A 25,106-nucleotide genomic window follows, 5' to 3' on the forward strand; every position below is an offset into this window, starting at 1 on the left:
GCACCGGATGGTGCTGCACGGCGGCGACGGCGTTTTGGCACGCCCGGCTTAGTGTTCTAGCACTGCCGGGTTAGATCAGGTCATCCGAGATGTGGTTGGGCGTACCGAAGCGGTGCGCGGTAATGCTGATGGCCTGCTCGTGCAGGAACGGCAGCAGTTCCACGCGTCCGGCTTCCGTGACGGGGTGGACGTACACCGCCAGGTCCGGACGGCCGCCCGTGGCCTCGGCCAGTGCCTTGGCGTCCCCGCCGATCAGCCGGATCCGGGCGCCGGAGAGTTTGCCCGCCGCGGCGAGCGTGCCGGCGGAAGCGAGCCAGTCGGCGTCGTTCTCCATGGTGGCGGCGATTCCCAGCCCGGAGAGGATGGCGCGCAGCTGGGCGGGCAGTTCGACGGCGGTGGAGACCGTCAGGGCGGACCCGGCCAGGACGCCGGCGGCGACGGTCCGTACGAGCGCGGCGAGCGGCTCGGCTTCGGAGAGGCGGACCGTGACGGGCAGGGCGCGGTAGCGGAAGACGTTTCGCTCGGCGCTCAGGCCGGAGACGTCCTTGGCGGTGCCGAACTCCTCGGCCCAGGCGCGGGCGTCGGAGGCCAGGGCGCGCTGCAGCGGCGCCAGTTCATCCGCGGTCAGGAAGCCCTTGGCGGCGTCCTCGATCCGGCGGACGCCGGCGTGGGCGGGAGAGGTGCCCGCGGTGCCGGCGGCGGTGCTGGGCTTGGAAATCCATTCGCCCAGGCCGACGAGGTAGTTCGGCCCGCCGGCCTTGGTGCCGGCGCCGACGGCGGATTTCTTCCAGCCGCCGAAGGGCTGGCGCTGGACGATCGCGCCGGTGATGCCGCGGTTGACGTAGAGGTTGCCGGCCTGGATGGTGTCCAGCCAGATCCCGAGCTCCTCACTGTTGAGCGAGTGCAGGCCTGCGGTGAGGCCGTAGTCGATCTGGTTCTGGATTGCGATGGCCTCCTCGAGGGTCTCAGCGGTCATGACGCCCAGGACTGGTCCGAAGAACTCGGTGAGGTGGAAGTAGGATCCGCGGCGGACGCCCGAGCGGACGCCGGGGCTCCAGAGCCTGCCGGTTTCATCGAGCTTCCGGGGCTCGACGGCCCAGGTCTCGCCCTCGCCGAGCGTGGTGAGGGCGTTGAGGAGCTTGCCGCTGGCGGGCTCGATGATCGGGCCCATCTGGCTTGTCGGATCCTCCGGGTAGCCGACCTTCAGCGAGGTGACGGCGTCGATCAGCTGGTTGTGGAAGCGCTTGGACTTCGCGACGGACCCCACCAGGATCACCAGTGAGGCGGCGGAGCACTTCTGGCCGGCGTGGCCGAAGGCGGAGTACGCGACGTCCTTGGCCGCGAGGTCCAGGTCCGCGCTCGGGGTGACGATGATGGCGTTCTTGCCGCTGGTTTCGGCCAGCAGCGGCAGGTCCTTGCGGAAGGAGCGGAACAGCTCGGCGGTCTCGTAGCCGCCGGTCAGGATGACCCGGTCCACGGCCGGGTGGGAGATCAGCTGCCGGCCCAGTTCGCGTTCGCCCAGCTGGACCATAGTGAGGACGTCGCGGGGAACGCCGGCCTCCCAGAGGGCCTCGATCATCACGGCACCGCTGCGGCGGGCCTGCTTGGCGGGCTTGATCACGACGGCGGACCCGGCGGCGAGGGCCGCGAGGGTGGAGCCGGCCGGGATGGCGACCGGGAAGTTCCACGGCGGGGTCACGACGGTGAGCTTGGCCGGGACGAACGTGGCGCCGTCGACGTCGTCGAGCTTGCGGGCCGACTCGGCGTAGTAGTGCGCGAAGTCGACGGCCTCGCTGACCTCGGGATCGCCCTGGTCAATCGTCTTGCCGGTCTCGCTGGCCATGACCTCGAGGAGGTCCGCGCGGCGGGCCTCGAGGACGTCGCCGGCGCGGTGCAGGATCTCGGCGCGCTCGGCGCCGGAGAGTGCGCCCCAGGCCTTGCCCTTCTCGACGGCGGTCTCGATGACCGTGTTCAGGGTCGCGGCATCGTTGATGGTGGCAGCCTCGACGGCGGCGTTGCCCAGGGTCGAGGTCTTGACGCGGCCCAGGATGGCGCGGCCCCAGTCGCGGTTCGCGGGTAGCGACGGATCGGTGTCCGGGGTGTTCTCGAAGGACTCGCGCGGCAGCGGCGCGGCCGCCAGGGCGCGGTTCTGCAGGCGGTTCGGGGCCGGGACCTCGTCGTCGAGCTTGGCGAGGGAGGCGAGGAAGCGCTGCTTCTCGCGTTCGAAGAGGGATTCGTTCTCGCTGAGTTCGAAGACGGCGGACATGAAGTTGTCCTGGCTGGCGCCCTCTTCGAGGCGGCGGATCAGGTAGGCGATCGCGACGTCGAACTCGGCCGGGTGGACCACGGGGGTGTACAGCAGGAGGGAGCCGACGTCCTTCTTGACGGCTTCGGCCTGGCCCTGGGCCATGCCGAGCAGCATCTCGAATTCGATGCTCTGCCCTGCGGTATCCGCGATGCCGCGCTGCTTGGCCAGCAGCCAGGCGAAGGCGATGTCGAAGAGGTTGTGGCCGGCGACGCCGATCCGGATGTTGCGGATCCGGTCCGGGTGCAGCGAGTAGTTGATGACGCGCTTGTAGTTGGTGTCCGAGTCCTGTTTGGTGTTCCAGGTGGCGAGCGGCCAGTCGTGCAGGGAGGCTTCGACCTGTTCCATGGGGAGGTTGGCGCCCTTGACGACGCGGACCTTGATCGCGGCGCCGCCCTCGGCACGGCGGGCGGCGGCCCAGTCCTGCAGGCGGATCATGGCGGAGAGCGCATCCGGCAGGTAGGCCTGGAGCACGATGCCGGCCTCAAGGTTCTTGAACTCGGGCTTGTCCAGGATCTTGGTGAAGACCGCGATGGTCATGTCCAGGTCCTTGTATTCCTCCATGTCGAGGTTGATGAACTTGGCCTTCTGGCCGCCGGCTGCGAAGGAGGCGGCGCGGGCGAAGAGCGGGGTGAGCTTCTCCACGACGTGCTCCACGGCCTCGTCGAAGGCCCACGCGGAGTGCGGGGCCACGGTGGAGGAGACCTTGATGGAAACGTAGTCGACGTCGGGCCGGGCCAGCAGGGTGTGCGTGCCCTCGAGCCGGCGGGAGGCCTCGTGCTCGCCCAGCACGGCCTCGCCGAGGAGGTTGACGTTGAGCTTGATGCCGTCCTTCCGGATTTTGGCGATGGCCGGGCCCAGCTTGGCATCGGTGGCGTCGACAATCAGGTGGCCGACCATCTCGCGGAGCACGCGGCGGGCAACCGGGATGACCACCTGCGGCAGGACCGGGGCCATGGTGCCGCCGAGGCGGACGGCGTTGCGCATGTACCAGGGCAGGAACGCCGGGACCTTCGGGGCCAGGGCGGCGAGGTTGCGGGCGGCGACCTGCAGGTCTTCTGGACGGACGACGCCGTCGATGAACCCGACCGTGAAGTCCAGGCCGTTGGGATCCTTCAGCACGCCGGCGAGTTGCGCGGCCGAGGCGTCGACGGGCACCTTGGCGGCTTCGGTGAGCCAGTGGCGCACCAGCGCGATGGTGTCCTCGGCCAGGGCTGCGGCCTCAAGCACCGTCGAGCCCTCCGAAACGGCCGCGTGCGCGGCTTCGTTGCCTGCGGCGCCGGCTGCTGCGTTTCCGGTGGCTGCGCCGGATTCCGTGGAGATGTTGGTCATGGCTGAAACTCGTACTTTCTCAAAATGTGGACCTCTTATGAATCAGTATGCGACCGTATTTTCATAAGATAAAGCGATGTTTTCTGAGCAATACCGGTTAGCAAACCCGAAGCTTCCAAATCCTGTCCGAACGTTCGAGAACCACCCCGTTGAACGCCCCAAAAACCCCCGTTGCGCTATCGCTCTTGGTCCTTAAAACCTGCGGATGGGAGCCAAAAGTGATAGCGCAACTGGGGGGGTGGGGTGAGGGCGGGGTGGCTAGGTCAGGGGGCGGTGCATCTCCACGATCTCTTCGTGCCGCGGGCTGTCCGGGTTCATCAACGAGTGCCTCCGGCCATAAGTGAAGTAGATGATCAGGCCGATCACGAGCCAGATGATGAACCGCAGCCAGGTCTCCCAGTGCAGCTGGAGCATCAGGAACAGCGAGGAAAACACGCCAAACGCCGGCACCAGCGGCATCAGGGGCAGGCGGAAAGTCCGTGGGGCGTCGGGCTTCTTGTAGCGGAACACGATCACCGACACACAGACGACGACGAACGCGGCCAGGATGCCGATGTTGGTCAGGTCCGCCACAGCCTTGATCGGAAGGACGCCGGCCAGGATGGCGGCTCCGGCGCCGGCGATCCAGGTCACGCGCTGCGGGGTGCCGTGCTGGTCCGTCTTGGCGAACCAGCCCGGGAGCAGTCCGTCGCGGCTCATCGAGAACCAGACCCGGGTGACGCCGAGGAGGAACGTCAGCATCACCGTGAGGATGGACAGGACCGCGAACACGGAGATGATCGTTGCGATCACCGGCAGCCCGACGCTGTTGAAGGCGGAGGCGAACCCGGCCTTGGGATCGATCTGCGTGTAGTGCTGCATGCCGGTGAGCACCAGCGTGGCGGCGACGTAGAGCAGCATGGCGATGATCAGCGAGTAGATGATCGCCTTCGGCATGTGTTTCTTGCCGTCCGTCGCCTCCTCGGCCGCCGTACTCATGGCGTCGTAGCCGAACACGGCGAAGAACACCGTGGCGGAGCCTGCCACCACGGGACCGAAGCCGCTGGGCATGAAGGGGTCGTAGTTGTTGGCGTTGATGTAGAAGACACCCAGGCCGATGATGAACATGATCAGCAGCACCTTGATGGCGACGGCCACCAGTTCGAATCGCCCGAAGGTCTTGGTGCCGCGGGAGAGGATCCAGGTCACCAGCAGGCAGACCAGGATAGCGGGAAGGTTGATGATGCCCCCTGTACCCTCATCCGGCGTCGCCGTCATCCAAGCGGGCATGTGGATTCCGATGCCAGAGAGGAAGGCGTCGAAGTAGCCTGAAATGCCGATGGCCACCACGGCCACGATGGCGATGTACTCCAGCAGCAGGTCCCAGCCGATGAACCAGCCGATCACCTCGCCGAGGGCCACGTAGCCGTAGGTGTATGCCGAGCCTGCGCGCGGGATCATGCCGGCGAACTCCGCGTAGGACAGCGCCGCGGCGGCGGACGCCAGGCCGGCGATCAGGAACGAGACGAGCACAGCGGGGCCGACACCGGGCTCGCCCCCGCTGCCGTGGGCCACAAGGCCCGCCAGCGAGAAGATCCCGACGCCGATAATGCCGCCGACGCCGATGGCCGTCAGCTGCCAGAGCCCCAGGCTTCTGTGCAGTCCGCTGTGCTTGTTTTCTTCTTCGATGTCGTCGATGGGCTTGCGCCGCATGATCGACCGGGCCGGATCTTGTGTAGCCATCAGGGCCTCCTGCTTAGGTGTGATGCCCACCAATACACGCCGTGATGGGCGTTACCGAGTGGCAACAGTATGCAAGCCCGATTGCATTAGATAAAGTGAATTCTCTTAATCAATAACCGTTAGAATTCGTAAGGGAATAGCGATGCTTGACGTCCGGCGCTTGCGACTGCTGCGCGAACTGAAGATCCGGGGCACGCTGGCCGAGGTGGCCGAAGCGCTCCAGTACAGCCCATCGTCAGTCTCGCAGCAGCTGGCCCTCCTTGAGAAGGAGGCCGGAGTGGAGCTCCTGAGGAAGACCGGGCGCCGCGTACAGCTGACGCCCCAGGCCGAGGTCCTTGTGGCCCACACGTCCCAGCTGCTGGAAACCTTGGAGCAGGCGGAGGCGGACCTCGCCGCGTCGCTGACCACGGTCACCGGCACTGTGCGGATCGCGGTGTTCCAGTCGGCAGCGCTGGCGCTCATGCCGGGCACCCTGACCAGGATGTCCGCCAGCTACCCGGAGGTCCGGGTGGAAATGACCCAGCGGGAACCCGAGACCGCCCTTCACGAGACGTGGGCCCGCGACTTCGACCTCGTGATCGCCGAGCAATACCCGGGCCACGCCGCCCCGCACTACGCGGAGCTGGACCGCGTGGCCCTGACGAGCGACGCCATCCGGCTCGCCGTTCCGCCCTCCGCGCCGGGGCGCCCCGCCGTCAGGACACTGGCGGACACCGCGGGGCTTCCGTGGGTGATGGAGCCCCGCGGAGCCGCCTCGCGGCACTGGGCCGAGCAGGCCTGCCGGAGTGCCGGGTTTGAGCCCGATGTCCGTTTTGAAACCGCCGACCTGCAGGCCCAGATCCGGCTGATCGAGTCCGGGAATGCGGTGGCCCTGATGCCCGACCTCGTGTGGACCGGCCGCGGCACGAGCGCACAGCTCCTGGAGTTGCCCGGGGACCCGCACCGGACGGTCTTCACCTCGGTGCGGCGGTCCAGTGCCAAGCGGCCAGCCCTCTTGGCAGCCCGCGAAATCCTGGCCGCTACGGCGGCATCGATCGTTCCGACGGCAGCCGCCGGCACCCTTGGTCATGCTTCCACGGAGCGGCTCACTTGACGGGCGGTGTGAAGTTCAGCGTGACGGGCGGTGTGACGGCCTCGTACTGTGCCCGGTGTGTGCAGTGCGCCACAGCGCCGGCGTTGGCCCCGCGCTAGACTGGTGACGTTATGAATCGCACAATATTCAAATCCAAGATCCACCGCGCGACGGTCACGCACGCGGACCTTCACTATGTCGGTTCCGTCACCGTGGACCTGGATCTGTTGGAGGCGGCCGACATCATTCCCGGGGAGCTCGTGGCGATCGTCGACGTCACGAACGGCGCCCGGCTGGAGACCTACACGATCGCCGGCGAACGCGGCTCCGGTGTGATCGGCATCAACGGCGCGGCCGCGCACCTGATGCACGAGAACGACATCGTCATCCTCATTACCTACGCCCAGATGACCACGGACGAGGCGAAGGCGTACAACCCCAAGGTCGTCCACGTTGACCAGGACAACAAGATTGTCCAGATCGGCAACGACCCCGCGGAGGGCATGACGCCCGGCCTCATGCGCCCGCCGCATTCCCTGAACAACGCCGCGCTCAACTAGCGTCAACAGCCTGCGCCCTGCGCATCCCGGGCGGGTCCGCCGCGCTGGCCCATCCGCGGGCGCGCCCATGACGCGACATCACGCCGTCGGGCGTAATAGGACGGCCTGCGGAATAAAGCTGATTACTCTGGAACGGTGACCCCTACCCCGTGCCCTCCCGCCCCGCTGCGGAGAACCGCATGTTAGGGGTCTTGGCAGGCTTCTTCGTCGTCTGGGCCATCATCCTGGTCGGCATGTTCGTGGGCCGGCGCAACATTCTGGGCGAGAACGCCCGCTCCGTCCTCAGCGCCCTGACGTTCTTCGTCGCCAGCCCGGCCCTGCTGTTCGAGACGCTCAGCAAGGCCAACCTGCACAACGTCTTTGCCGCGCCGCTGCTCGTGACGGCAGTCGGGGCCGTGACGACGGCGGTCCTGTTCTTCGGCATTGTGCGTTTCGCCCTCAACCGGCCCGTACCGGAGGCCCTCATCTCCTCCATGAGCGCCTCCCTGGCCAACTCGGCCAACCTAGGCATTCCCATCGCCGTCTTCGTGCTCGGTGATGCCAGCTATGTGGCGCCCCTGCTGATCTTCCAGCTGGCCTTCTTCACCCCCATGTTCCTGATGGCCCTGGACGCCACCACCAGTTCGCACCGCACCACGCCCCTGAGGTTCGTGCTCATGATCCTGCGGAACCCGATGATCGTCGGCACCGGACTGGGTCTCCTGGTGGCCGGAACCGGCTGGCAGGTGCCGCCGCTGATCTTGGAGCCCATTCACCTGATCGGCGGAGCCGCCATCCCGGCCATGCTGATCGCCTTCGGCATGAGCCTCAACGGCTCCAAGCCGTTGCAGGCTTCGTCCGGCCGCCGGCTGGACGCCCTGCTGGCCAGCGGCTTCAAACTTTTCGTCCACCCGCTGGTGGCGTACCTGTTTGCCCGCTTTGCCCTCGGCATGCAGGAGCAGGCGCTGTTCGCCGCCGTCGTCACGGCAGCCCTGCCCACCGCCCAAAACGTGTTTGTCGCGGCCAGCCGCTACCGCACCGGCGTCACAGTAGCCAAGGACACCGTGCTGATCACTACCGTGGTAGCTGTGCCGGCCATGATCGGCGTGGCCCTGCTGCTGGCCTGACCCCGCCTGGTCTTGCCCGGACGGGCGGACCGGCAGCTATCCCGGAGGAGGACCCTTGAATACAACCCTGGACACAGTGGTCATCGGCGGCGGCGCGATGGGCTCCGCCGCAGCGTGGGCGCTGGCCCGGCGCGGCCGGGACGTGACCCTGCTGGAGCAGTTCGGGCCCGGCCACCGCAAGGGCGCCTCCCACGGCACCACCCGGAACTTCAACCCCGGCTACGCGGATCCGGACTACGTCGCCCTGCTGGCCGAGGCCGCGCGGCTGTGGAACGAGCTCGAAACGGACAGCGGCGAGCGCCTGCTGGCGCGCACCGGCGTCGTGAACCACGGCGCGGATCCGCGGCTGCCCGAGGTCCGGGACGCGCTGCTTGCCGCCGGGCTCCGGGCGGAGTTCCTCTCCGCCGGGGAAGCCGCCGAGCGCTGGCGGGGCATCCGGTTCGAGTCGCGCGTGTTGCACATGGCCGACGGCGGCCAGTTGAACCCCGACGCCGCGTTGCCGGCGCTGCAGCGCCTCGCCGCCGGCCTGGGCGCCGAGATCCGCCATCACGTGAAAGTCCTCGAGCTGAAAATCCTCGACGATGGCGTCCGGCTCACGGTCGAGTCCGGCGGCCGCACCGAGACGCTCTCCGCGAGGCAGGCCGTGGTCACCGCCGGCGGGTGGACCACGAAGCTGCTCGCCGGCGTGGCGCCCCTGCCCCGGCTGACGGTCACCCAGGAGCAGCCGGCGCACTTCGCCATCACGGACGACGGCGCCCAGTGGCCGGGGTTCAACCACACGCCCGGCCGTTCGGAAGCCTACGCGTACTGGCGGTCCCCCGTGTACGGCATGCAAACGCCGGGCGAGGGAATCAAGGCCGGGTGGCACGGTGTAGGTCCGGTGGTGGACCCGGACCGGCGCACCTTCGCCCCGGAGCCGGACCAGCGGGCGGCCCTGCAGCGCTACGCCCGGGACTGGCTGCCCGGGGTCGACGCCGATTCCCTCACCGACATCAGCTGCATCTACACGACCACCTTGGATGAGAACTTCGTCCTGGACCGGATCGGCCCGGTGGTCATCGGCGCCGGCTTCTCCGGCCACGGATTCAAGTTCACGCCGGCAGTGGGCCGGATCCTTGCCGACCTCGCAACCGGCGACGACGGGGCACCGGCCATCTTCGCGGCCTCCCGGCCGGGGATCCGCTGAGCGCTCTCAACGGATCCCCGGCCGGGCTGGATCAGGGCCGGGTTCATTCAGGGCCGGGCTGGTTCATTCAGGGCCGGGCTGGTTCAGGACTCCCCGGCCTGCCCACCCGGGGCTGAGGCGACGGTCACGGGCGCCTGCGCCTTGGGCTCGGCCTTTTTCGGCGTCCCGGCGTCTGCTGGAGGGGTTGTCTTGAGTTTGAACCGCGTTCCGACGATGGAGCCCCCACCGCTGCGGTTCTTGTTGAAGACGTCGAAAGCGACCGCGAGCAGGAGCACCAGGCCCTTGATGAGCTGCTGGTAGTCGGTGCCCAGGCCAAGGATGGACATGCCGTTGTTGAGGACGCCCATGATCAGCCCTCCCACCATTGCTCCGGCCACGGTGCCGATTCCGCCCGTCACCGCTGCGCCGCCGATGAAGGCCGCGGCGATGGCGTCCAGTTCGAAGCCGGTGCCGCCGGCCGGCTGGGCGGAGTTCAACCGGGCGGTGAAGACGAGGCCGGCGAGGGCCGCCAGCACGCCCATGTTCACGAACAACCGGAAAGTCACGGCTTTGGTCTTGATGCCGGAGAGCTGGGCGGCGTGCAGGTTTCCGCCGATGGCATAGGTGTGCCGGCCGAAGATGCTGTTGTTCATCAGTGCGGAGTAGCCGATGACCAGGACGGCGAGCACGACCAGGACGATCGGGGTGCCACGGTAGCTCGCGAGCAGGAACGTGATGGTCAGCATCAGCAGCGCGATGAAGGCTGTCTTTGTCACGAACCACGCCATGGGTTCGTTCTCCAGGTTGAACTTCCCCCGGACGCGGCGTTCCTTGACGGCTTGGAAGACGATGGCTGCGGTTCCGGCGACGCCGAGGATGACCGTGAGCCATTCCAGGACTGACGTGCCGCCGGAGATATCCGGGAGGAAGCCGCCGCCGAGGGCGCGCATCTCGTTCGGGAACGGCGTGATCTGCTGGTTCTTGAGGGTGATGAGGGTCAGGCCGCGGAAGATCAGCATGCCCGCCAGGGTCACAATGAACGCGGGAATGCCCACGTGGGCCACCCAGTACCCTTGCCAGGCGCCGACCAGGGCGCCAACGAGCAGGCAGGCGGGGATGGCGAGCCACCACGGCCAACCCCACTGGACGATCATCACACCGGACACGGCGCCGACGAAACCGGCGATCGAGCCGACCGACAGGTCGATGTGGCCGGCGATGATGATCATCACCATGCCAATGGCGAGGATCAGGATGTAGCTGTTCTGGACAACGAGGTTCGTGACGTTCTGCGGCTCCAGCAGAATGCCGCCGGTCAGGACCTGGAACAGGATGACGATCAGGATCAGGGCGACGAAGATGCCGACCTGGCGGAGGCGGCTTGTCAGGAAGCCGAGGGATTCTCGTAGGGCAGACATGGTGCGTTATTCCTTCTCTTGTGTCATGTAGTGCATGAGGGTCTCCTGGGAGGCCGCCGCTATGGGAACCTCGCCGGTGACGCGCCCCGCGGAGAGGGTGTAGATCCGGTCGCAGATGCCCAGCAGTTCGGGCAGCTCGGAGGAGATCACAATCACGGCCTTCCCCTGGGCCGCGAGCTCGGCGATGATCGTGTAGATCTCAAATTTGGCACCCACATCGATGCCGCGCGTGGGTTCATCCAGGATCAGCACGTCCGGATCAGAGAACATCCATTTGCTGAGGACCACTTTCTGCTGGTTGCCGCCGGAGAGCTTTCCGGTGATGGATGCGACCGAGGGAGCCTTGATGTTCATGCTCTTCCGGTACCGGTTCGCCACGGTGGTCTCTTCGTTCTTGTCCACCCAGCCCCGGCTGGCCAGCTTCCCAAGGGCGGCCATGGAGACATTGCGCTTGATGTCCTCGATGAGGTTCAGGCCGTAGTGCTTGCGGTCTTCAGTGGCGTAGGCAATCCCGTGCCGGATGGCTTCCGGCACGGTGGAGGTGTCAATTTCCTCTCCGTACTTGAACACCTTCCCGGACACGGCGCGCCCGTACGTGCGGCCAAAGACGCTCATGGCCAGTTCAGTCCGGCCGGCGCCCATGAGCCCGGCCAGCCCGACCACTTCGCCCTTGCGGACGTTGAGGCTGGCGTTGTGGACCACGGTGCGGGTGTGGTCCTGCGGGTGCTGGACGGACCAGTCTTCGATGCGGAGGACTTCCTCGCCAATGACGGGAGTGCGTTCGGGGTAGAGGCTGTCGAGGTCGCGGCCCACCATGCCTCGGATGATGCGCTCCTGGGTGATCTGACCCTGGTCCAGGCGGAGGGTTTCGATGCTCTTGCCATCACGGATGATGGTAACGGCGTCGGCCACTTTGCGGATTTCATTGAGCTTGTGGCTGATGATGATGCAGGTGACGCCCTGTCCCTTCAAATGCAGGATGAGGTCCAGCAGGTGATCCGAGTCCTCGTCGTTCAGTGCCGCCGTCGGCTCATCGAGGATGAGCAGCTTCACTTCCTTGGACAGGGCCTTGGCGATCTCGACCAGCTGTTGCTTCCCGACGCTGATGTGTTGGATGGGTGTCACCGGGTTCTCGCTCAGTCCCACCCGGGCGAGCAGTTTGGCAGCTTCCAGGTTGGTCTTTCGCCAGTCCACCCAGCCGCGTGAGGCGAGCTCGTTTCCGAGAAAGATGTTCTCCGCGATGGACAGGTACGGGCTCAAGGCCAGCTCCTGGTGGATGATGACGATTCCGCGTTTTTCGCTGTCGCTGATCGCGGAGAAGCTGCAGGGTTCGTTTTCGAAGACGATGTCGCCGTCAAAGGTGTTGTGTGCGTAGACGCCGGACAGCACTTTCATGAGGGTCGATTTTCCGGCCCCGTTTTCACCGCAGATAGCGTGGACTTCGCCGCGGTTGACGTCCAGGGTGACGTCCTGGAGGGCTTTGACGCCGGGGAAGGTCTTGGTGATTCCCCGCATTTGAAGGATGGGTGCGTTCATGGTCATTTCCCGCTGAGTGGTTGAAACCGGGCAACTGCGGATGCAGAGCCCCAGGAAGGGTGCGGCCAGGCGGTCGGCCGGACCGCACCCTGCGCGGCGCCTACTTGACGTCGGCCTCGGTGTAATAGCCGGAGTCGATGAGCTCCTTCTGGTAGTTGTCCTTGGTGATGACGACAGACTTCAGCAGGAAGGCCGGAACTACCTTGACCTTGTTGTCATAGGTCTTGGTGTCGTTGGTCTCCGGCTGCTGTCCCTTCAGGACGGCGTCGACCATCTTCACTGCCTGGGCACCGAGCTGGCGGGTGTCCTTGAAGATCGTGGAGTACTGCTCGCCGGCGATGATGGACTTCACCGAGCCCTTTTCTGCGTCCTGACCGGTCACGATCGGGAGGCTGCCCTTCGAGTAGCCGCCGGTGCTGGTCAGTGCTGAGATGATGCCGATCGACAGGCCGTCATACGGCGACAGGACGCCGTCGAGCTTAGTGCCGGAGCTGTAGGCGGCGGTGAGGATGTCTTCCATGCGCTTCTGGGCCACGGGTGCCTGCCAGCGGAGGATGGCGGCCTGTTCGAACTTGGTCTGGCCGCTGGGGACCTTGAGGGTGCCGGCATCCAGGAAGGGCTTGAGGGTGTCCATGGCCCCGGTCCAGAAGAAGTTGGCGTTGTTGTCGTCGGGGCTGCCGGCGAACAGTTCGACATTGAACGGGCCCTTGCCGTCCACCTTCTTGCCACTGGCATCCACCAGGCCCAGTCCGGTCAGCAGCGAGGTGGCCTGCTGGACGCCCACGGTGTAGTTGTCGAACGTGGTGTAGTAATCCACGTTCGGCGTGCCGTTAATGAGCCGGTCATAGGAGATGACCTTGACGTTCTGTTCCTTTGCCTTCGCCAGGACGTCGGTGAGCGTGGTGCCGTCGATGGCCGCGATGATCAAGGCCTTGGCGCCCTTGGTCAGCATGTTCTCGATCTGTGACACCTGGGTGGGGATGTCGTCATTGGCGTACTGGAGGTCGGTCTTGTAGCCGAGCTCCTTCAGGGACTTTTCCACGTTCCCGCCGTCGGCGATCCACCTTTCGGACGTCTGCGTGGGCATCGAGATGCCCACCAGGGAGTCTGTGGGATTAGCCGTGCCGCTGGCTTGGGTGCTGCCGGGCCGGGAGCCACAGCCAGTGGCCCCCACCGCCAGCGTCAGGACGACGGCAACGACGCCCAGAAGTTTCTTGATTCTCACGATGTTCTCCTCCCGCGGACACTGTGCGCCGCGAACTGGTGCTGAAACGGAAAAGCAATGCTCTTCGCCATACGATCGGACACGGTCGCAGCTTTCGGGATCCCAAGGGTCGATGCTGACTCGTGGCCAAACTGGTGGCAATGTCGGCGCCAACTTCTGTGTTAGCGCTAACAATTATTTACTAGCGTAGGTCAAACTTTTCTGTGAATCAAATCACAGATTGGTAACCCTCCAATCCTGTATCAGTCGACGTCGGTTGGGACGGCACGGTAATCCCTCCCGGGGATCAGGTCAGGCGGCGAAGATGCTCCATGAGGCATCGTGGGAGGCGCCGGGTTCCAGATGCACCTGGTCCTGGCCGCTGTTGAAGGCATCGGGCGGGCACGACATTGGCTCCACGGCCAGGCCCAGCCGGCTGCGGGCCGGCGGCTGCTTGTCCGCGGTGTGAATCTGCAGCCACGGGCTGCTCCGGTCCCAGGACATGCCGACGCCGGTCCCGCCCGGATCGCGGGCGATCAATTCCGCCCGGCCGGCCCCGGTGAAGCTGATGCCGGTGAAGGCGTGGTCGATCGCGGTGGCTCCGATAGCGCGGGGCGAGCGGAAATCGAACTCGTGGCCCTCCACAGCCCGCACGGCGACGGGGAGCAACCGGTCTGCGGTCACGTCCAGGAACTTTTCAGCCGGAAACTCCAGCGTCCATTCGTCCAGCGGGGCGGGTCCGGCGACCAGGTAGGGGTGCGGGCAGACGCCGTAGGGCGCGGTGTCCGCACTGAAGTTGGTCGCCGTGACGCCGGCGTGCAGGCCGTCGTCGTCCAGGCGGTAGCGGGCGGTGACTCCGAGCAGGAACGGGTATCCGGGGGCTGGGCCAACGCAGCAGCCAAGGACCACGGCGGACTCGGAGAGCTCCGTCAGGGTCCAGTCGAGCGGGAATGCCATGCCGTGGAGGGCGCAGTCCCGTTCTGCCTCGTTGACCGGCAGCCGGTAGTCGGCGCCTCGGAAGGTGTACCGGCCGTCGGCGATGCGGTTGGGCCAGGGAGTGGCGATGACGCCGCGGTAGTCGGGAATGGGGCCGCCTGCCGGGAACGGAACCACGAGGTCCCGTTCCCGGAACTGCAGCAGGCGCAGGGCAGCTCCCCGTGCCGTGACGACGGCTGTGTACCCACCGGCGCGGATTTCGTATTCGGTCACAGCCCGCCGGCCAGCTTGTAGTAGGCGGCGTTCCAGGCCAGTTCCTTCTTGAACCCGCGGATGGTGGTGCCGTCGTCGATGGTGAGCAGTTCGGTTTGGGCGATTTCGGCGAAGTCCTCGAACACGTCCATGCCCACGGCGGTGGACAGGACGGTGTGGTGGGCGGCCCCGGCGGTCAGCCAGGCCGCCGCGGAGGTGGCGAAGTCCGGCTTGGGTGACCAGAGGGCCCGGGCCACCGGCAGGTTGGGCAGCGGTTCGTCAAGGTCCACGACGTCGACGGCGTTCGCCACGAGGCGGAAGCGGTCGCGCATGTCGGACAGCGCCACCACGACGCCGGGGCCGGCGTCGGTGTCGAAGACCATCCGGACGGGGTCTTCCTTGCCGCCGATGCCCAGCGGGTGGATTTCGACGCGCGGCTGGGTAGCGGTCAGGGAGGGGCAGACCTCGAGCATGTGCGCGCCGAGGATCTTTTCCTGGCCCGGGGTGAGGTGGTAGGTGTAGTCCTCCATGAGCGAGGCGCCGCCGGGCAGGCCGGCGCCCATGACCTTGGCGGCGCGGACCAGGATGGCGGTCTTCCAGTCGCCCTCGGCGCCGAAGCCGTAGCCGTCGGCCATGAGCCGCTGCACGGCCATGCCGGGCAACTGGCGCAGTTCGCCGAGGTCTTCGAAGGAGGTGGTGAACGCCGCGGAGCCGTTGGCTTCCAGGAAAGACCGCAGGCCCAGTTCGATCCGGGCGCTGTAGCGCAGTGATTCGTGCCGGGCGCCGTCGGCGCGCAGTTCGGGGGCCACGTCGTAGAGCCGCCCGTATTCGTCGACCAGGGCGTCGACGTCGGCCTCCGCGGCGCCGTGCACGGCGTCGGCGAGTTCGTTGACGGACCAGGTGTTGACCGAGACGCCGAAGCGCAGCTCGGCCTCGGTCTTGTCCCCTTCGGTGACGGCGACGTTGCGCATGTTGTCGCCGAAGCGGGTGAGTTTCAGGGTCCGGACGGCGGCCCAGCCCGCGGAGGCGCGCTGCCAGACGCCGACCTGGCGGGAGACCTCCGGGTTGGACACGTGCCCGACGACGGTCTTGCGCGGGATGCCGAGGCGGGACTGGATGTAGCCGAATTCCCGGTCGCCGTGCGCGGCCTGGTTCAGGTTCATGAAGTCGAAGTCGATGTCCGCCCACGGCAGTTCGACGTTCGCCTGGGTGTGCAGGTGCAGGAGGGGTTTGCGGAGCAGGTCCAGGCCCTGGATCCACATCTTGGCAGGTGAGAACGTGTGCATCCAGGCGGTCACGCCGATGACGGCGTCGTCGGAATTTGCTTCCAGCGCGGTGCGCCGGATGGCGTCCGAATCGGTGAGCACAGGCTTCCAGACGACCTTGACGGGGACGTCTGCGGAGGCGTTCAGGGCGGCGGCGATGTCCTGCGACTGGGCGGCTACCTGCTTCAGGACGTCCTCGCCGTACAGGTGCTGGCTGCCGGTGAGGAACCAGACCTCGTAGTGGTCAAGGGAGGTGTTGTTGGCGTAAGGCACGAAGGGCTCCTTGGGTATGGGAATAGTCGTTGGACGGGGCACCGGGCTTGCTAGCGGTGCGGTGGCCGGGCGCCCCGGGCTTTTGGGAGTCCGGCTACCGGCCGTAGACGTTCTGGTAGCGGTCGTAGAGGGATTCGACCAGTGTCGCGTCGATCGGCAGCGGCTCGCCGAGTTGCCGCGCGATGTGCACTGTGCGGGCCACTTCCTCGCACATCACGGCCGCCTTGACCGCGGAACGCGCGTCCTTGCCGATGGTGAACGGGCCATGGTTCTGCATCAGGACGGCCGGGGAGTTGGAGGCCTGCAGGGTTTCGACGATTCCGCGGCCGATCGAGTCATCCCCGATGAGCGCGAACGGCCCCACGGGGATGGTGCCGCCGAACTCGTCTCCCATCATCGTCAGGACGCACGGGATGGCTTCGCCGCGCGCCGCCCAGGCGGTGGCGTAGGTGGAGTGCGTGTGCACCACGCCGCCCACCTCCGGCATATGCCGGTACACGTATCCATGGGCGGCGGTGTCCGACGACGGCGACAGCCCGGGGTTCGACCATTCGACGGGTGAACCGGCGGCGTCCGCAGTTAGGCTTGCGACCGGGGTCCCGTACAGGTCGGTGACCACCATCAGCTCCGGGGTGAGGTCGTCGTACGAGACACCGGAGGGTTTGATCACCATGAGGTCGTAGCCGGGAATCCGGGCCGAGACGTTCCCGGCGGTCCACACCACCAGCTCATAGCGGGTCAGTTCCGCGTGCAGGGCGTAGACCTCCTGGCGGATCCGGGCGAGGGTGTGCAGGAAGTCGCTCATGCGGGCACTCCTTCTGCGAGGGGGGACACTTCGGTACTGCGACTAGCCCTGCCGGCCCCGCTGACGTTGCGCTGGATGGCCTTGAGCCGGTGCATGACCTCGTTGGCGCCCCGGCCGAAGTAATCGTGCAGGGTACGGTATTCCCGGAAGAGCTCCTCGTAGGCGGCGACATTTGCCGGGTCCGGGGTGTAGACGGCGCCGGGGGCGGAGCCCATGGCAGCAGCGGCCACCCGGACATCCGGATACTTGCCGGCGGCGACGGCGGCGTGGATTGCCGACCCCAGCGCGGGCCCCTGGGCCGATCCGATAGTGGAAAGCTGCAGGCCTGTCACGTCCGCGTAAATCTGCATGAGGAGTTTGTTCTTCAGCAGCCCGCCCGCGACGATGAATTCCCGAACCGGCACGCCGGAGTCACGGAAGGCGTCCACAATGGTGCGGGTTCCGAAGGCCGTGGCCTCCAGCAGGGCACGGTAGATGTCCTCGGGGCGGGTGGCCAACGTCTGGCCGACCACCACTGCGGAGAGTTCGTGGTCCACCAGCACGGAACGGTTGCCCGAGTGCCAATCCAAGGCGATCAGGCCGTGCTCGCCGATCGCCTGGGCGGAGGCGAGTTCGGTGAGGTATTCGTGGATGCCGAGCCCCGCGGCGGAGGCGGCCTGGTGGTATTCGGGCGGAACGCCGTTGTTGGTGAACCAGCCAAAAATGTCCCCCACACCGGACTGGCCGGCTTCATAGCCCCAGAGCCCGTCCACGATGCCGCCATCCACCACACCGCACATGCCGGGGACCTCGTGCAGCGCGTCGCCGTTCATCACGTGGCAGGTGGAGGTGCCCATGATGGCCACCATCTGGCCCGGTTCCACGGCTTTCGCCGCCGGGGCCGTGACATGGGCGTCCACGTTGCCCACCGCGACGGCGATTCCCTCCGGCAAGCCGGTCCAGGCTGCGGCCTCGGCGGTCAGGTAGCCGGCGGCGTCGCCCAGACGGCCGATGGAGTGCTGTAGTTTAGCGCTAACAAAGTTTTTGAACAGGGGGTTCAGCGCCGCAAGGAAGTCCTCCGACGGGTAGCGACCGTCCTGGTAGATGCCCTTGTACCCGGCGGTGCAGGCGTTGCGGACGTAGTTGCCGCACAGCTGCCAGACAATCCAGTCTGCGGCTTCCACCCAGTGGTCCATCTCCGCATATGCTTCGGGGTCCTCCTCGAGCAGCTGGAGGCCCTTGGCGAACTCCCACTCCGAGGAAATCAGTCCGCCATAACGCGGCAGCCACGTCTCTGCACGCTCGCCGGCGAGGTCGTTGATGCGGTCGGCCTGGCCCTGCGCTGCGTGGTGGCGCCAAAGTTTCACGTAGGCGTGCGGCCGGTTCGCGTAGCCGGGCAATTCGTTCAGCGGCGTTCCGTCGGCCTTGACCGGCACCATCGTGCAGGCCGTGAAGTCGGTGGCAATGCCGACGACGGCGGCCGGGTCGATTCCCGCATCCGCGATCGCCGCCGGAACAGCGTGCCGGAGCACGTCCCGGTAGTCATTCGGCACCTGGAGCGCCCATTCGCCGGGGAGCCGGGCGGCTGTACCGTCTGCAGTGTCAACGAGGTCCGCGGGGAGTTCACTGGTGAGAACCGCGTGCGGGTACTCAAACACTCCGCTGCCCAGCTCCTTGCCGTCCCGGACCCGGACCACCACGGCCCGGCCGGACAGGGTGCCGTAGTCCACCCCGATGACATAGTTTTCACCGCCGGGGTTGAAACCGGCGTCATCACTGGATTGCATGCTCAAACCTCCATCCGGGAGGTACTAACCCCTGTGCCCGGTATCGAAAACGTAAAAGATTCACTTAGATTGTGAACGCTAACATAACTGCGCGTCAAGCATTGGCGATGTCAAAGGAGTGCACCCACCGAGAAGTACACCCACCGAGAAGTGCACCCCAGAGAAATACACCCAGAGAAATGCGCTGGCGCCGGCCAACGCCCCGCCTTGGGTTCAGTTCGCGGGCACTGGGCTCAGTGGGCGGCGCGTGGCGGCGCAGTGGTGGAGCGAACCACAAGCCTGGGGTTGACCACCGACGATGCGCCTGAATGGCCGTTGGCCATATCGAAGAGGAGCATTTGCATGCAACGGGCTCCGAGTTCCTTGAAACCCTGGTTGACAGTGGTCAGGGGCGGCACAAGGTAGGCGGCCTCGGGCTGGTCATCGTAGCCAACAAGGCTGATGTCCTGCGGGACGCGCAGCCCGGCTTCGCAGAAGGCGCGCAGGGCTCCGAGCGCCATCTGGTCATTGGCTGCGAATACAGCGGTGACGTTTCCGGCAGCCGCAAGTTCAAGCCCGGCGCGGTAACCGCTTTCGGCGCTCCAGTTGCCCCGGATCAGCACAGAGTCGTCCAGTTTCGCCTGGGCGAGGGTACGGCGCCAGCCCTCAATGCGGGCGGCGGCGTCAATCCAGTCCGGCGGCCCGGAAACGTGGGCGATGGCCGTATGGCCAAGATCCACCAGGTGCTGCACGGCAAGGCCGGCGCCCATCCGTTGGTTCACCGCGGCGACACTCAGCCGCTCATCGACGCCGAAGCCCACGGCAACCAGCGGGACGGCCATGCCGATGGTGCTGAGGGATTCGAACATGGCCTCGTGCGGCACGATCACGACGATGCCGTCCACTGACTGCATCATGAAGTATTCGAGGGCGTCCTTAATCGCGACGGGCGTGACCTCACTGAGGCTTGCCACGCTGACGAAATAGCCCTTGCCCCGAGCTGCCTGCTGCACTCCGAGCAGCGTATTGGCCGGACCGTAGTGGGACATGTCGCTTCCCAGGACGCCTATCGTTTGGGACCGCCGTGTAACGAGGCTGCGGGCTGCAGTGTTCCGGCGGTAGCCCAGGTCCCGGATGGCCTGCTCGACGCGTTCGCGGGTCCGTGGGCTGACGTTCGGATGCGCGTTGAGGACCCGGGAGACAGTCTGGTGTGAAACGCCGGCCAGCCTGGCCACGTCCTCCATCACGGGAGGACGTCTGGTCTCTGACTCTACTGACAATTCCCCCCCCCTTAGTTAGCGCTAACAATTAGCTTACCAGCTACGGCCGGATCAGGTAGCGAAAACCGGGGCTCAGGCCGGGGCGGAGGTGCTCTGACGCACCACCAGTTCTGGCTCCACGACGGTACTGCTGACACTTTCGCCATCGTCGATTGCGGCCAGCATGATGTCAATGCAGCGCCGGCCGAGTTCCTCGAAGTCCTGGCGGACGGTGGTGAGCGGCGGCGTGAAGTAGCCCGATTCCGGCTGGTCATCGAAACCGACCACGGAGACGTCGTCGGGCACGCGGACGCCTGCTTCATTGAATGCGCGCAGCAGGCCCAGCGCCATCTGGTCGTTGCCCACGAAAATCGCGGTGGCCGAGCGTTCGGCAGCCAACTTCCTGCCAATCTCGTAACCGCTACCGGCGCTCCAGTCGCCGGTCATCAGGAGATCGTCCTCAAGACCCGCGGAACGCAAGGCGGTGCTCCACGCTTCGGCCCTCGCCACGCCGTCGATCCAGTCCTGCGGTCCGGCGATGTGTCCGATCCGCCGGTGGCCCAGCTCAATCAGATGGCCGACGGCGAGTTCTGCACCACGTGTCTGGTCCACCCTGGCGCCGCTCACGGTTTCATTTCCCAATGAGCCCACCGCCACCACCGGCACGTCGACCTTCAGTTCCGCCAGGGCGAGCAGCGTTTCGGAATGCGGCACGCTCACCACGATGCCGTCGACGGACTGGTCCATGAAGTGCCGGACGGCATCGAAGATCGCTTCGCGGGTGACAGACTTCAGGGCCGCGATACTGACAAAATAGCCGGCGTCCCGGGCTGCCTGTTCAACTCCCAGCAGTGTGTTGGCCGGGCCAAACTGGGAGAGCTCACTGGCCAGGACCCCGATAGTCTGGGACCGCCGGGTCACCAGGCTCCGTGCCGCAGTGTTGCGTCGGTAACCCAGCTCGGCAATGGCCGCCTCCACCCTCTCGCGCGTGGCCTTGCTGACATTGGGGTGGCTGTTGACCACCCTGGACACGGTCTGGTGCGAGACGCCGGCGCGTTCCGCCACATCCTCAAGCCGCGGCATTCGCGCGTTGCTTTTAGTCATGGGGCTATTCTGCGCGATCGCCCGAGCCAACGGCGAATGCCGCCCCGAATCACGATCCGCGGCGCCACGGCGACCGGCGTGGCCGGGCGGTCCAACCTTAGAGGCGCCGCTAGGCTGGAGGCGGTCCGTCGACTCCAGCGGACCGCACACGGATCAGCAGCGAGAACATAGGGAACGCACATTGCACAGCCTCGGACCACGCCCAGTACACGGCCGGAAGATTGGCCCAGTCGACTGGATCGCTGCCGGGCTGGCGGGGCTGCTGCTGGTTTCCGCCACGGCCTGCGCCAGCCCTGCGACGGCCCCGGCCGCCGCCAATGGCTCCCCCGCCGCGAGCTCCCCCGCTGCCCCGTCAGCCGGACTGGACAGCGCTCCGCTGGATCCCGAGACCACCCCCGGCGTCGAGGGTCCCGGCGTCGCCGCGCCGCACCAGCAGCCAGCCTTTGCCAGCAAGGCCCTCGAGGTGCTGGCGACCCTGCCCGTCAAGGGCCGAGCGCCGAAAACCGGCTATTCGCGCGACCAGTTCGGCCCGGCGTGGTCCGACGTCGACCATAACGGCTGCGACACCCGCAACGACATGCTCCGCCGCGACCTCACGGCCCTCGCGCTCAGGCCCGGGACGCGGGACTGCGTGGTGCTCTCCGGGGTCCTGGCCGACCCCTACACCGCCACCGCCATCAACTTCCAGCGCGGCAACGCCACCAGCACCGCGGTCCAGATCGACCACGTCGTGGCCCTCAGCGACGCCTGGCAGAAGGGCGCGCAGCAGCTCAGTCCGGCGCAGCGGCTGTCCTTCGCCAACGATCCCCTGAACCTGCTGGCGGTGGACGGCCCGGCCAACCAAAGCAAGAGCGACGGCGACGCCGCCACCTGGCTGCCGCCGAACAAGTCCTACCGCTGCGACTACGTTGCCCGCCAGATTTCGGTGAAATCCAGCTACGGGCTCTGGGTGACCCAGGCCGAGCACGATGCCATAGCACGGGTCCTGTCGGACTGCCCCAACGCCGTGGCTCCCACCAACCAGCCGGCCGCCTCTCCGGCGCATGCCGCGCCGGCACAAGCCGCCCAGCAGCCGGCGGCTGCGGCACCGGCCCCGGCGCAAGCCCCCGCACAAGTCCAGGTGGCGCCCGCCCCGGCACCTGCTGCCGCAGTGTCCTACGCGAACTGCGCCGCGGTCCGGGCCGCAGGCGCTGCCCCCATCCGCGCCGGCCAGCCGGGGTACAGCGCCAAGCTGGACCGCGACGGGGACGGCGTCGGCTGCGAGTAGCGCAGCCTGCGTAGAGCACCAACAGCGGCGGTCAGTTCCTCTGGTGCTCGTGCAGGAGCCGGGCGCAGCGGATGAAACCCAGGTGCGAATACGCCTGGGGATGGTTGCCCAGGTGGGTTTCCGTGCCGGGATCGTACTCTTCCGGCAGCAACCCCGTGGGACCGAACAGGTTGACCAGCTGGTCGAAGAGGTCCCAGGCCTCCTCGATCCGGCCCACGGCGATGTAGGCCTCAATCAGCCACGTCGTGCAGATGTGGAAGCCGCCCTCCAAGCCCGGCAGGCCGTCGTCGTACCGGTAGCGGAAAACGGTGGGCCCCACCCGCAGTTCCCGCTCCACCGCCGTGACGGTGGCCAGGAAGCGGGGGTCGTTGACGTCCAGCAGGCCGGAGAGACCGATATGCAGCACGGCCGCGTCCAGGTCCGGGCTGTCGTACGCCACGGTGTAGGAGTACGCGGTCTCGTCCCAGCCTTCGTGCAGGACTTCCTCCCGGATCCTTGCCGCGGCGGGCTCCCAGGCCGGCACTGGTTCCCGGCCATGCCGGGCGGCCGTGCGCAGCGCCCGGTCCAGCGCCACCCAGCACATCACCTTCGTGTAGACATGGTGCCGCGGCGCCCTCCTGGCTTCCCAGATGCCGTGGTCCGCCTCATGCCAGCGGGCCAGCACGGCCGCGGCCATCTGGACCATCAGTTCCCAGTGGGCGTCGGACAGCACGCCCTGGCGGGCGCTGAGGGCGTCGATCAGCTCGGCGACCGGGCCAAACACATCCAGCTGCACCTGGTGGTCGGCGGCATTGCCGATCCGGACCGGGCGGGATCCCGCGTAGCCCGGCAGGCTCTCGATGATCGCCTCGGTGGACAGCGGCGCCCCGGTCACCGAGTATAGCGGATGGAGCCATTCCGGGCCCGGGGCGTGGGCCAGGATCCGGCCCAGCCACGCCAGGAAACCCTCCGCCTCGGCCGTTGAGCCAAGGTCCACGAGGGCGTTGACGGTCATGGACCCGTCCCGCAGCCAGCAGTACCGGTAGTCCCAGTTCCGGGTCCCGCCGATTCCCTCCGGCAGCGAGGTGGTCGGGGCGGCCAGCACAGCGCCGGTGGGTTCGTGGACCAGGGCCCGGAGCACCAGCGCGGACCGGCGGACCAGCGACGGCTTGACGCCGGGCAGTTGCAGCTCATGGACCCAGCGGCGCGAGTGATGCGCGACGGCGGCGCGGCGCCCCGTCTCGTCGTCGGGCACCGCGGGCTGCGGTTCAGTGTCGCCGCAGCGCAGGTTGAGGACCACCGGCCCATCCCGCAGGTCGACTTCACACGTGGCGGTGGCGTGCCGGCCGTCCGACGTAACGGAAAAATCCACGCCCGGCGCCCGGAGAATGATCGGGTCCGCGGTGCCCACGACGTGCAGCTCCGCGCCGCGCGACTCCATGCTGAACGGGGCATTCGCGTAGTCCGGCCGCGGCGCGAACACGACTCTCGCCGCGCCGGTGCCGGACAGCACACGGACCAGGCTGGTGATGCCGTCCGGGGCAGGCTCCAGGTAGTCCGTCACGGTCACGTCGGCCCAGCGGGTTTCCACGATCATGGTGCTGTCCACGTAGCGCTGGCCCAGGACCTGCGAGGACTTCACCGGTTCTACGGAGAAGTGGCCGGCCGCGTCGCCGCCGAGGAGGTGGGCGAACAGCGACCCCGAGTCCGGCAGCGGGTGGCTCATCCAGCAGATCTTCGCGTCCGGTGTGACCAGGGCCGTGGACGAGCCGTTGCCGATCAGGGAATGCCGTTCCAGGCCAACGGCGTCCTCGCCGAAAAGCCAGGCCCGCCGCAATTCGAACAGGATCGCCAGCACTCGGGCGAACGATTCCGGGTCCCGGAGCCTGTGGTTCGCCACGGTGGGCCCCTCCCCCACCCGCAGCGCCATGTCCGGCCCGCGCAGTGTCGCCATGGCCAGCTCATCGCTGGACGCGTCGCCGGCGTAGAGGGCGGCGCTGACGCCGAGCACGGAACGCAGGTGTTCCAGGGCGGACGCCTTGGACGGTTCGACGACGGAAAGGTCCAGCACCGAGCCGTCCACGATGAAGTGCAGCCCGTTGTCCTGGGCGATCCCTGCTGCCTTCTGGATGGCCAGGTCAACCGTGTCCGGCGCCGCCGACCGCGTGTGGACGGAAACCGCGACGGGCTTGCGTTCGATGCTGATGCCCCGGTAAGCCCCGATGGTTTCGGCAAGTGCCTGGTGGGTCTGCTGGAGCACGGACTCGGTGGCCAGCGAGAGGCCGTGGGCGTAGCCCATGTCGAACTCGGTGCCGTGCGACCCCACCAGATGCACCTCGGCGGGCAGGCGTGAGACTGCCGCGAGATCGCGCAGGGACCGGCCGGAAATGATGGCGAAGTGCGTATTGGGCAGGGCGGCGAGCGCGCGCAGGGCGATCGCCGCGCTGGCCAGGGGCAGGGTCTCGGTTGAGATGCCTTCCGCCGTGCAGAGCGTTCCCCCGTAGTTGCACGCCACCAGCAGCCCGGGGGTGCGGGCCAGGATCTTGAGGTCAGCCAGCAGCTGCGGCGTCAGCCCGTCATCAGCGGCGTCAGTCTGCACAAAGGCCCGGAGCAGGCCCAGCGGTAGGGATTTGGTCAAAAGGGCAGAGTCAGCCAAGGACTGGTTGAGCGGAGTGGGCATGCGCGGAGTCCTTTGAGTAGTCCCCAATGCCAGCATGAGAATCGTCCCCGGGAGGGCGTAGTTCCAGTATGCTCCGCCCCCGATTTCGCATCCGTGTCCCGGCCGTTGCAACTATGTAACT

17 protein-coding genes are annotated in these 25,106 nt (G+C 67.1%); 5 read left to right on the top strand and 12 right to left on the bottom strand.

The genetic code is table 11. The features are described from left to right. Positions 1-70 precede the first annotated feature (70 nt). Entirely contained in the window at positions 71-3,637 is a 3,567-nt protein-coding gene (locus ACFVTM_RS21890) for a bifunctional proline dehydrogenase/L-glutamate gamma-semialdehyde dehydrogenase (RefSeq protein WP_390206246.1), read from the bottom strand. Positions 3,638-3,895: 258 nt separating this feature from the next. Continuing rightward, positions 3,896-5,359, bottom strand: a complete 1,464-nt coding sequence (locus tag ACFVTM_RS21895; protein WP_390206247.1) for an amino acid permease — start codon at positions 5,357-5,359, stop codon at positions 3,896-3,898. Positions 5,360-5,501: 142 nt separating this feature from the next. Between ACFVTM_RS21895 and ACFVTM_RS21900 the strand changes: the two genes are divergently transcribed. The 4 genes from ACFVTM_RS21900 to ACFVTM_RS21915 all read left to right on the top strand — a co-directional run bounded on the left by ACFVTM_RS21900 (position 5,502) and on the right by ACFVTM_RS21915 (position 9,283). Continuing rightward, a complete protein-coding gene (locus ACFVTM_RS21900; RefSeq protein ID WP_390206248.1) occupies positions 5,502-6,452 on the top strand; it encodes a LysR family transcriptional regulator in 951 nt (316 codons plus the stop codon). A 110-nt stretch (positions 6,453-6,562) separates the two neighbouring features. Continuing rightward, positions 6,563-6,991, top strand: a complete 429-nt coding sequence (gene panD / locus ACFVTM_RS21905) for an aspartate 1-decarboxylase (RefSeq protein ID WP_390206250.1) — start codon at positions 6,563-6,565, stop codon at positions 6,989-6,991. Positions 6,992-7,170: 179 nt separating this feature from the next. Further along, positions 7,171-8,097 (top strand): AEC family transporter, encoded by a 927-nt coding sequence (locus tag ACFVTM_RS21910; RefSeq protein WP_390206251.1) that lies wholly within the window; start codon positions 7,171-7,173, stop codon positions 8,095-8,097. A 55-nt stretch (positions 8,098-8,152) separates the two neighbouring features. Next, positions 8,153-9,283 carry an FAD-dependent oxidoreductase gene (locus tag ACFVTM_RS21915; RefSeq protein WP_390206253.1) on the top strand — a complete coding sequence of 377 codons (1,131 nt, stop codon included), beginning with the start codon at positions 8,153-8,155 and terminating at the stop codon, positions 9,281-9,283. An 83-nt stretch (positions 9,284-9,366) separates the two neighbouring features. Here ACFVTM_RS21915 and mmsB read toward each other — a convergent pair whose 3' ends face one another. The 9 genes from mmsB to ACFVTM_RS21960 form a co-directional block, all read right to left on the bottom strand. Further along, a complete protein-coding gene (gene mmsB, locus ACFVTM_RS21920) occupies positions 9,367-10,680 on the bottom strand; it encodes a multiple monosaccharide ABC transporter permease (protein ID WP_390206254.1) in 1,314 nt (437 codons plus the stop codon). Between the two features lie 6 nt (positions 10,681-10,686). Next, positions 10,687-12,216 (bottom strand): multiple monosaccharide ABC transporter ATP-binding protein, encoded by a 1,530-nt coding sequence (gene mmsA / locus ACFVTM_RS21925; RefSeq protein WP_390206256.1) that lies wholly within the window; start codon positions 12,214-12,216, stop codon positions 10,687-10,689. A gap of 100 nt (positions 12,217-12,316) precedes the next feature. Beyond that, the gene (gene chvE / locus ACFVTM_RS21930; RefSeq protein WP_390206258.1) at positions 12,317-13,441 is read right to left on the bottom strand and encodes a multiple monosaccharide ABC transporter substrate-binding protein; all 1,125 of its coding nucleotides are present in this window, start codon (positions 13,439-13,441) and stop codon (positions 12,317-12,319) included. A 291-nt stretch (positions 13,442-13,732) separates the two neighbouring features. Next, positions 13,733-14,629, bottom strand: a complete 897-nt coding sequence (locus ACFVTM_RS21935; protein ID WP_390206260.1) for an aldose 1-epimerase family protein — start codon at positions 14,627-14,629, stop codon at positions 13,733-13,735. After that, positions 14,626-16,146, bottom strand: a complete 1,521-nt coding sequence (gene araA, locus ACFVTM_RS21940) for an L-arabinose isomerase (RefSeq protein WP_390206261.1) — start codon at positions 16,144-16,146, stop codon at positions 14,626-14,628. Before araA ends, ACFVTM_RS21935 begins: the two co-directional genes overlap by 4 nt. A gap of 94 nt (positions 16,147-16,240) precedes the next feature. Next, positions 16,241-16,951, bottom strand: a complete 711-nt coding sequence (locus tag ACFVTM_RS21945; RefSeq protein WP_390206262.1) for an L-ribulose-5-phosphate 4-epimerase — start codon at positions 16,949-16,951, stop codon at positions 16,241-16,243. Beyond that, positions 16,948-18,717, bottom strand: coding sequence for a ribulokinase (araB, locus tag ACFVTM_RS21950; RefSeq protein WP_390206263.1), 1,770 nt, complete (start codon positions 18,715-18,717; stop codon positions 16,948-16,950). The genes ACFVTM_RS21945 and araB overlap by 4 nt, the downstream gene beginning before the upstream one ends. Before the next feature lie 233 nt (positions 18,718-18,950). Further along, positions 18,951-19,940, bottom strand: a complete 990-nt coding sequence (locus ACFVTM_RS21955; RefSeq protein ID WP_390206295.1) for a LacI family DNA-binding transcriptional regulator — start codon at positions 19,938-19,940, stop codon at positions 18,951-18,953. 108 nt (positions 19,941-20,048) lie between these two features. Next, positions 20,049-21,059 carry a LacI family DNA-binding transcriptional regulator gene (locus tag ACFVTM_RS21960; protein ID WP_390206264.1) on the bottom strand — a complete coding sequence of 337 codons (1,011 nt, stop codon included), beginning with the start codon at positions 21,057-21,059 and terminating at the stop codon, positions 20,049-20,051. Between the two features lie 181 nt (positions 21,060-21,240). Between ACFVTM_RS21960 and ACFVTM_RS21965 the strand changes: the two genes are divergently transcribed. Beyond that, on the top strand, positions 21,241-22,326 hold the full coding sequence (locus tag ACFVTM_RS21965; RefSeq protein WP_390206265.1) for a DUF1524 domain-containing protein: 1,086 nt from the start codon (positions 21,241-21,243) through the stop codon (positions 22,324-22,326). A 31-nt stretch (positions 22,327-22,357) separates the two neighbouring features. Here the strand turns inward: ACFVTM_RS21965 and ACFVTM_RS21970 are convergent, their stop codons facing one another. Further along, positions 22,358-24,985: a trehalase-like domain-containing protein gene (locus ACFVTM_RS21970; protein ID WP_390206266.1), complete on the bottom strand. Its 2,628-nt coding sequence runs from the start codon at positions 24,983-24,985 to the stop codon at positions 22,358-22,360. Between the last annotated feature and the right edge of the window lie 121 nt (positions 24,986-25,106).

It is taken from the genome of Arthrobacter sp. NPDC058130 (genome assembly GCF_042884475.1).
Classification (GTDB): domain Bacteria; phylum Actinomycetota; class Actinomycetes; order Actinomycetales; family Micrococcaceae; genus Arthrobacter.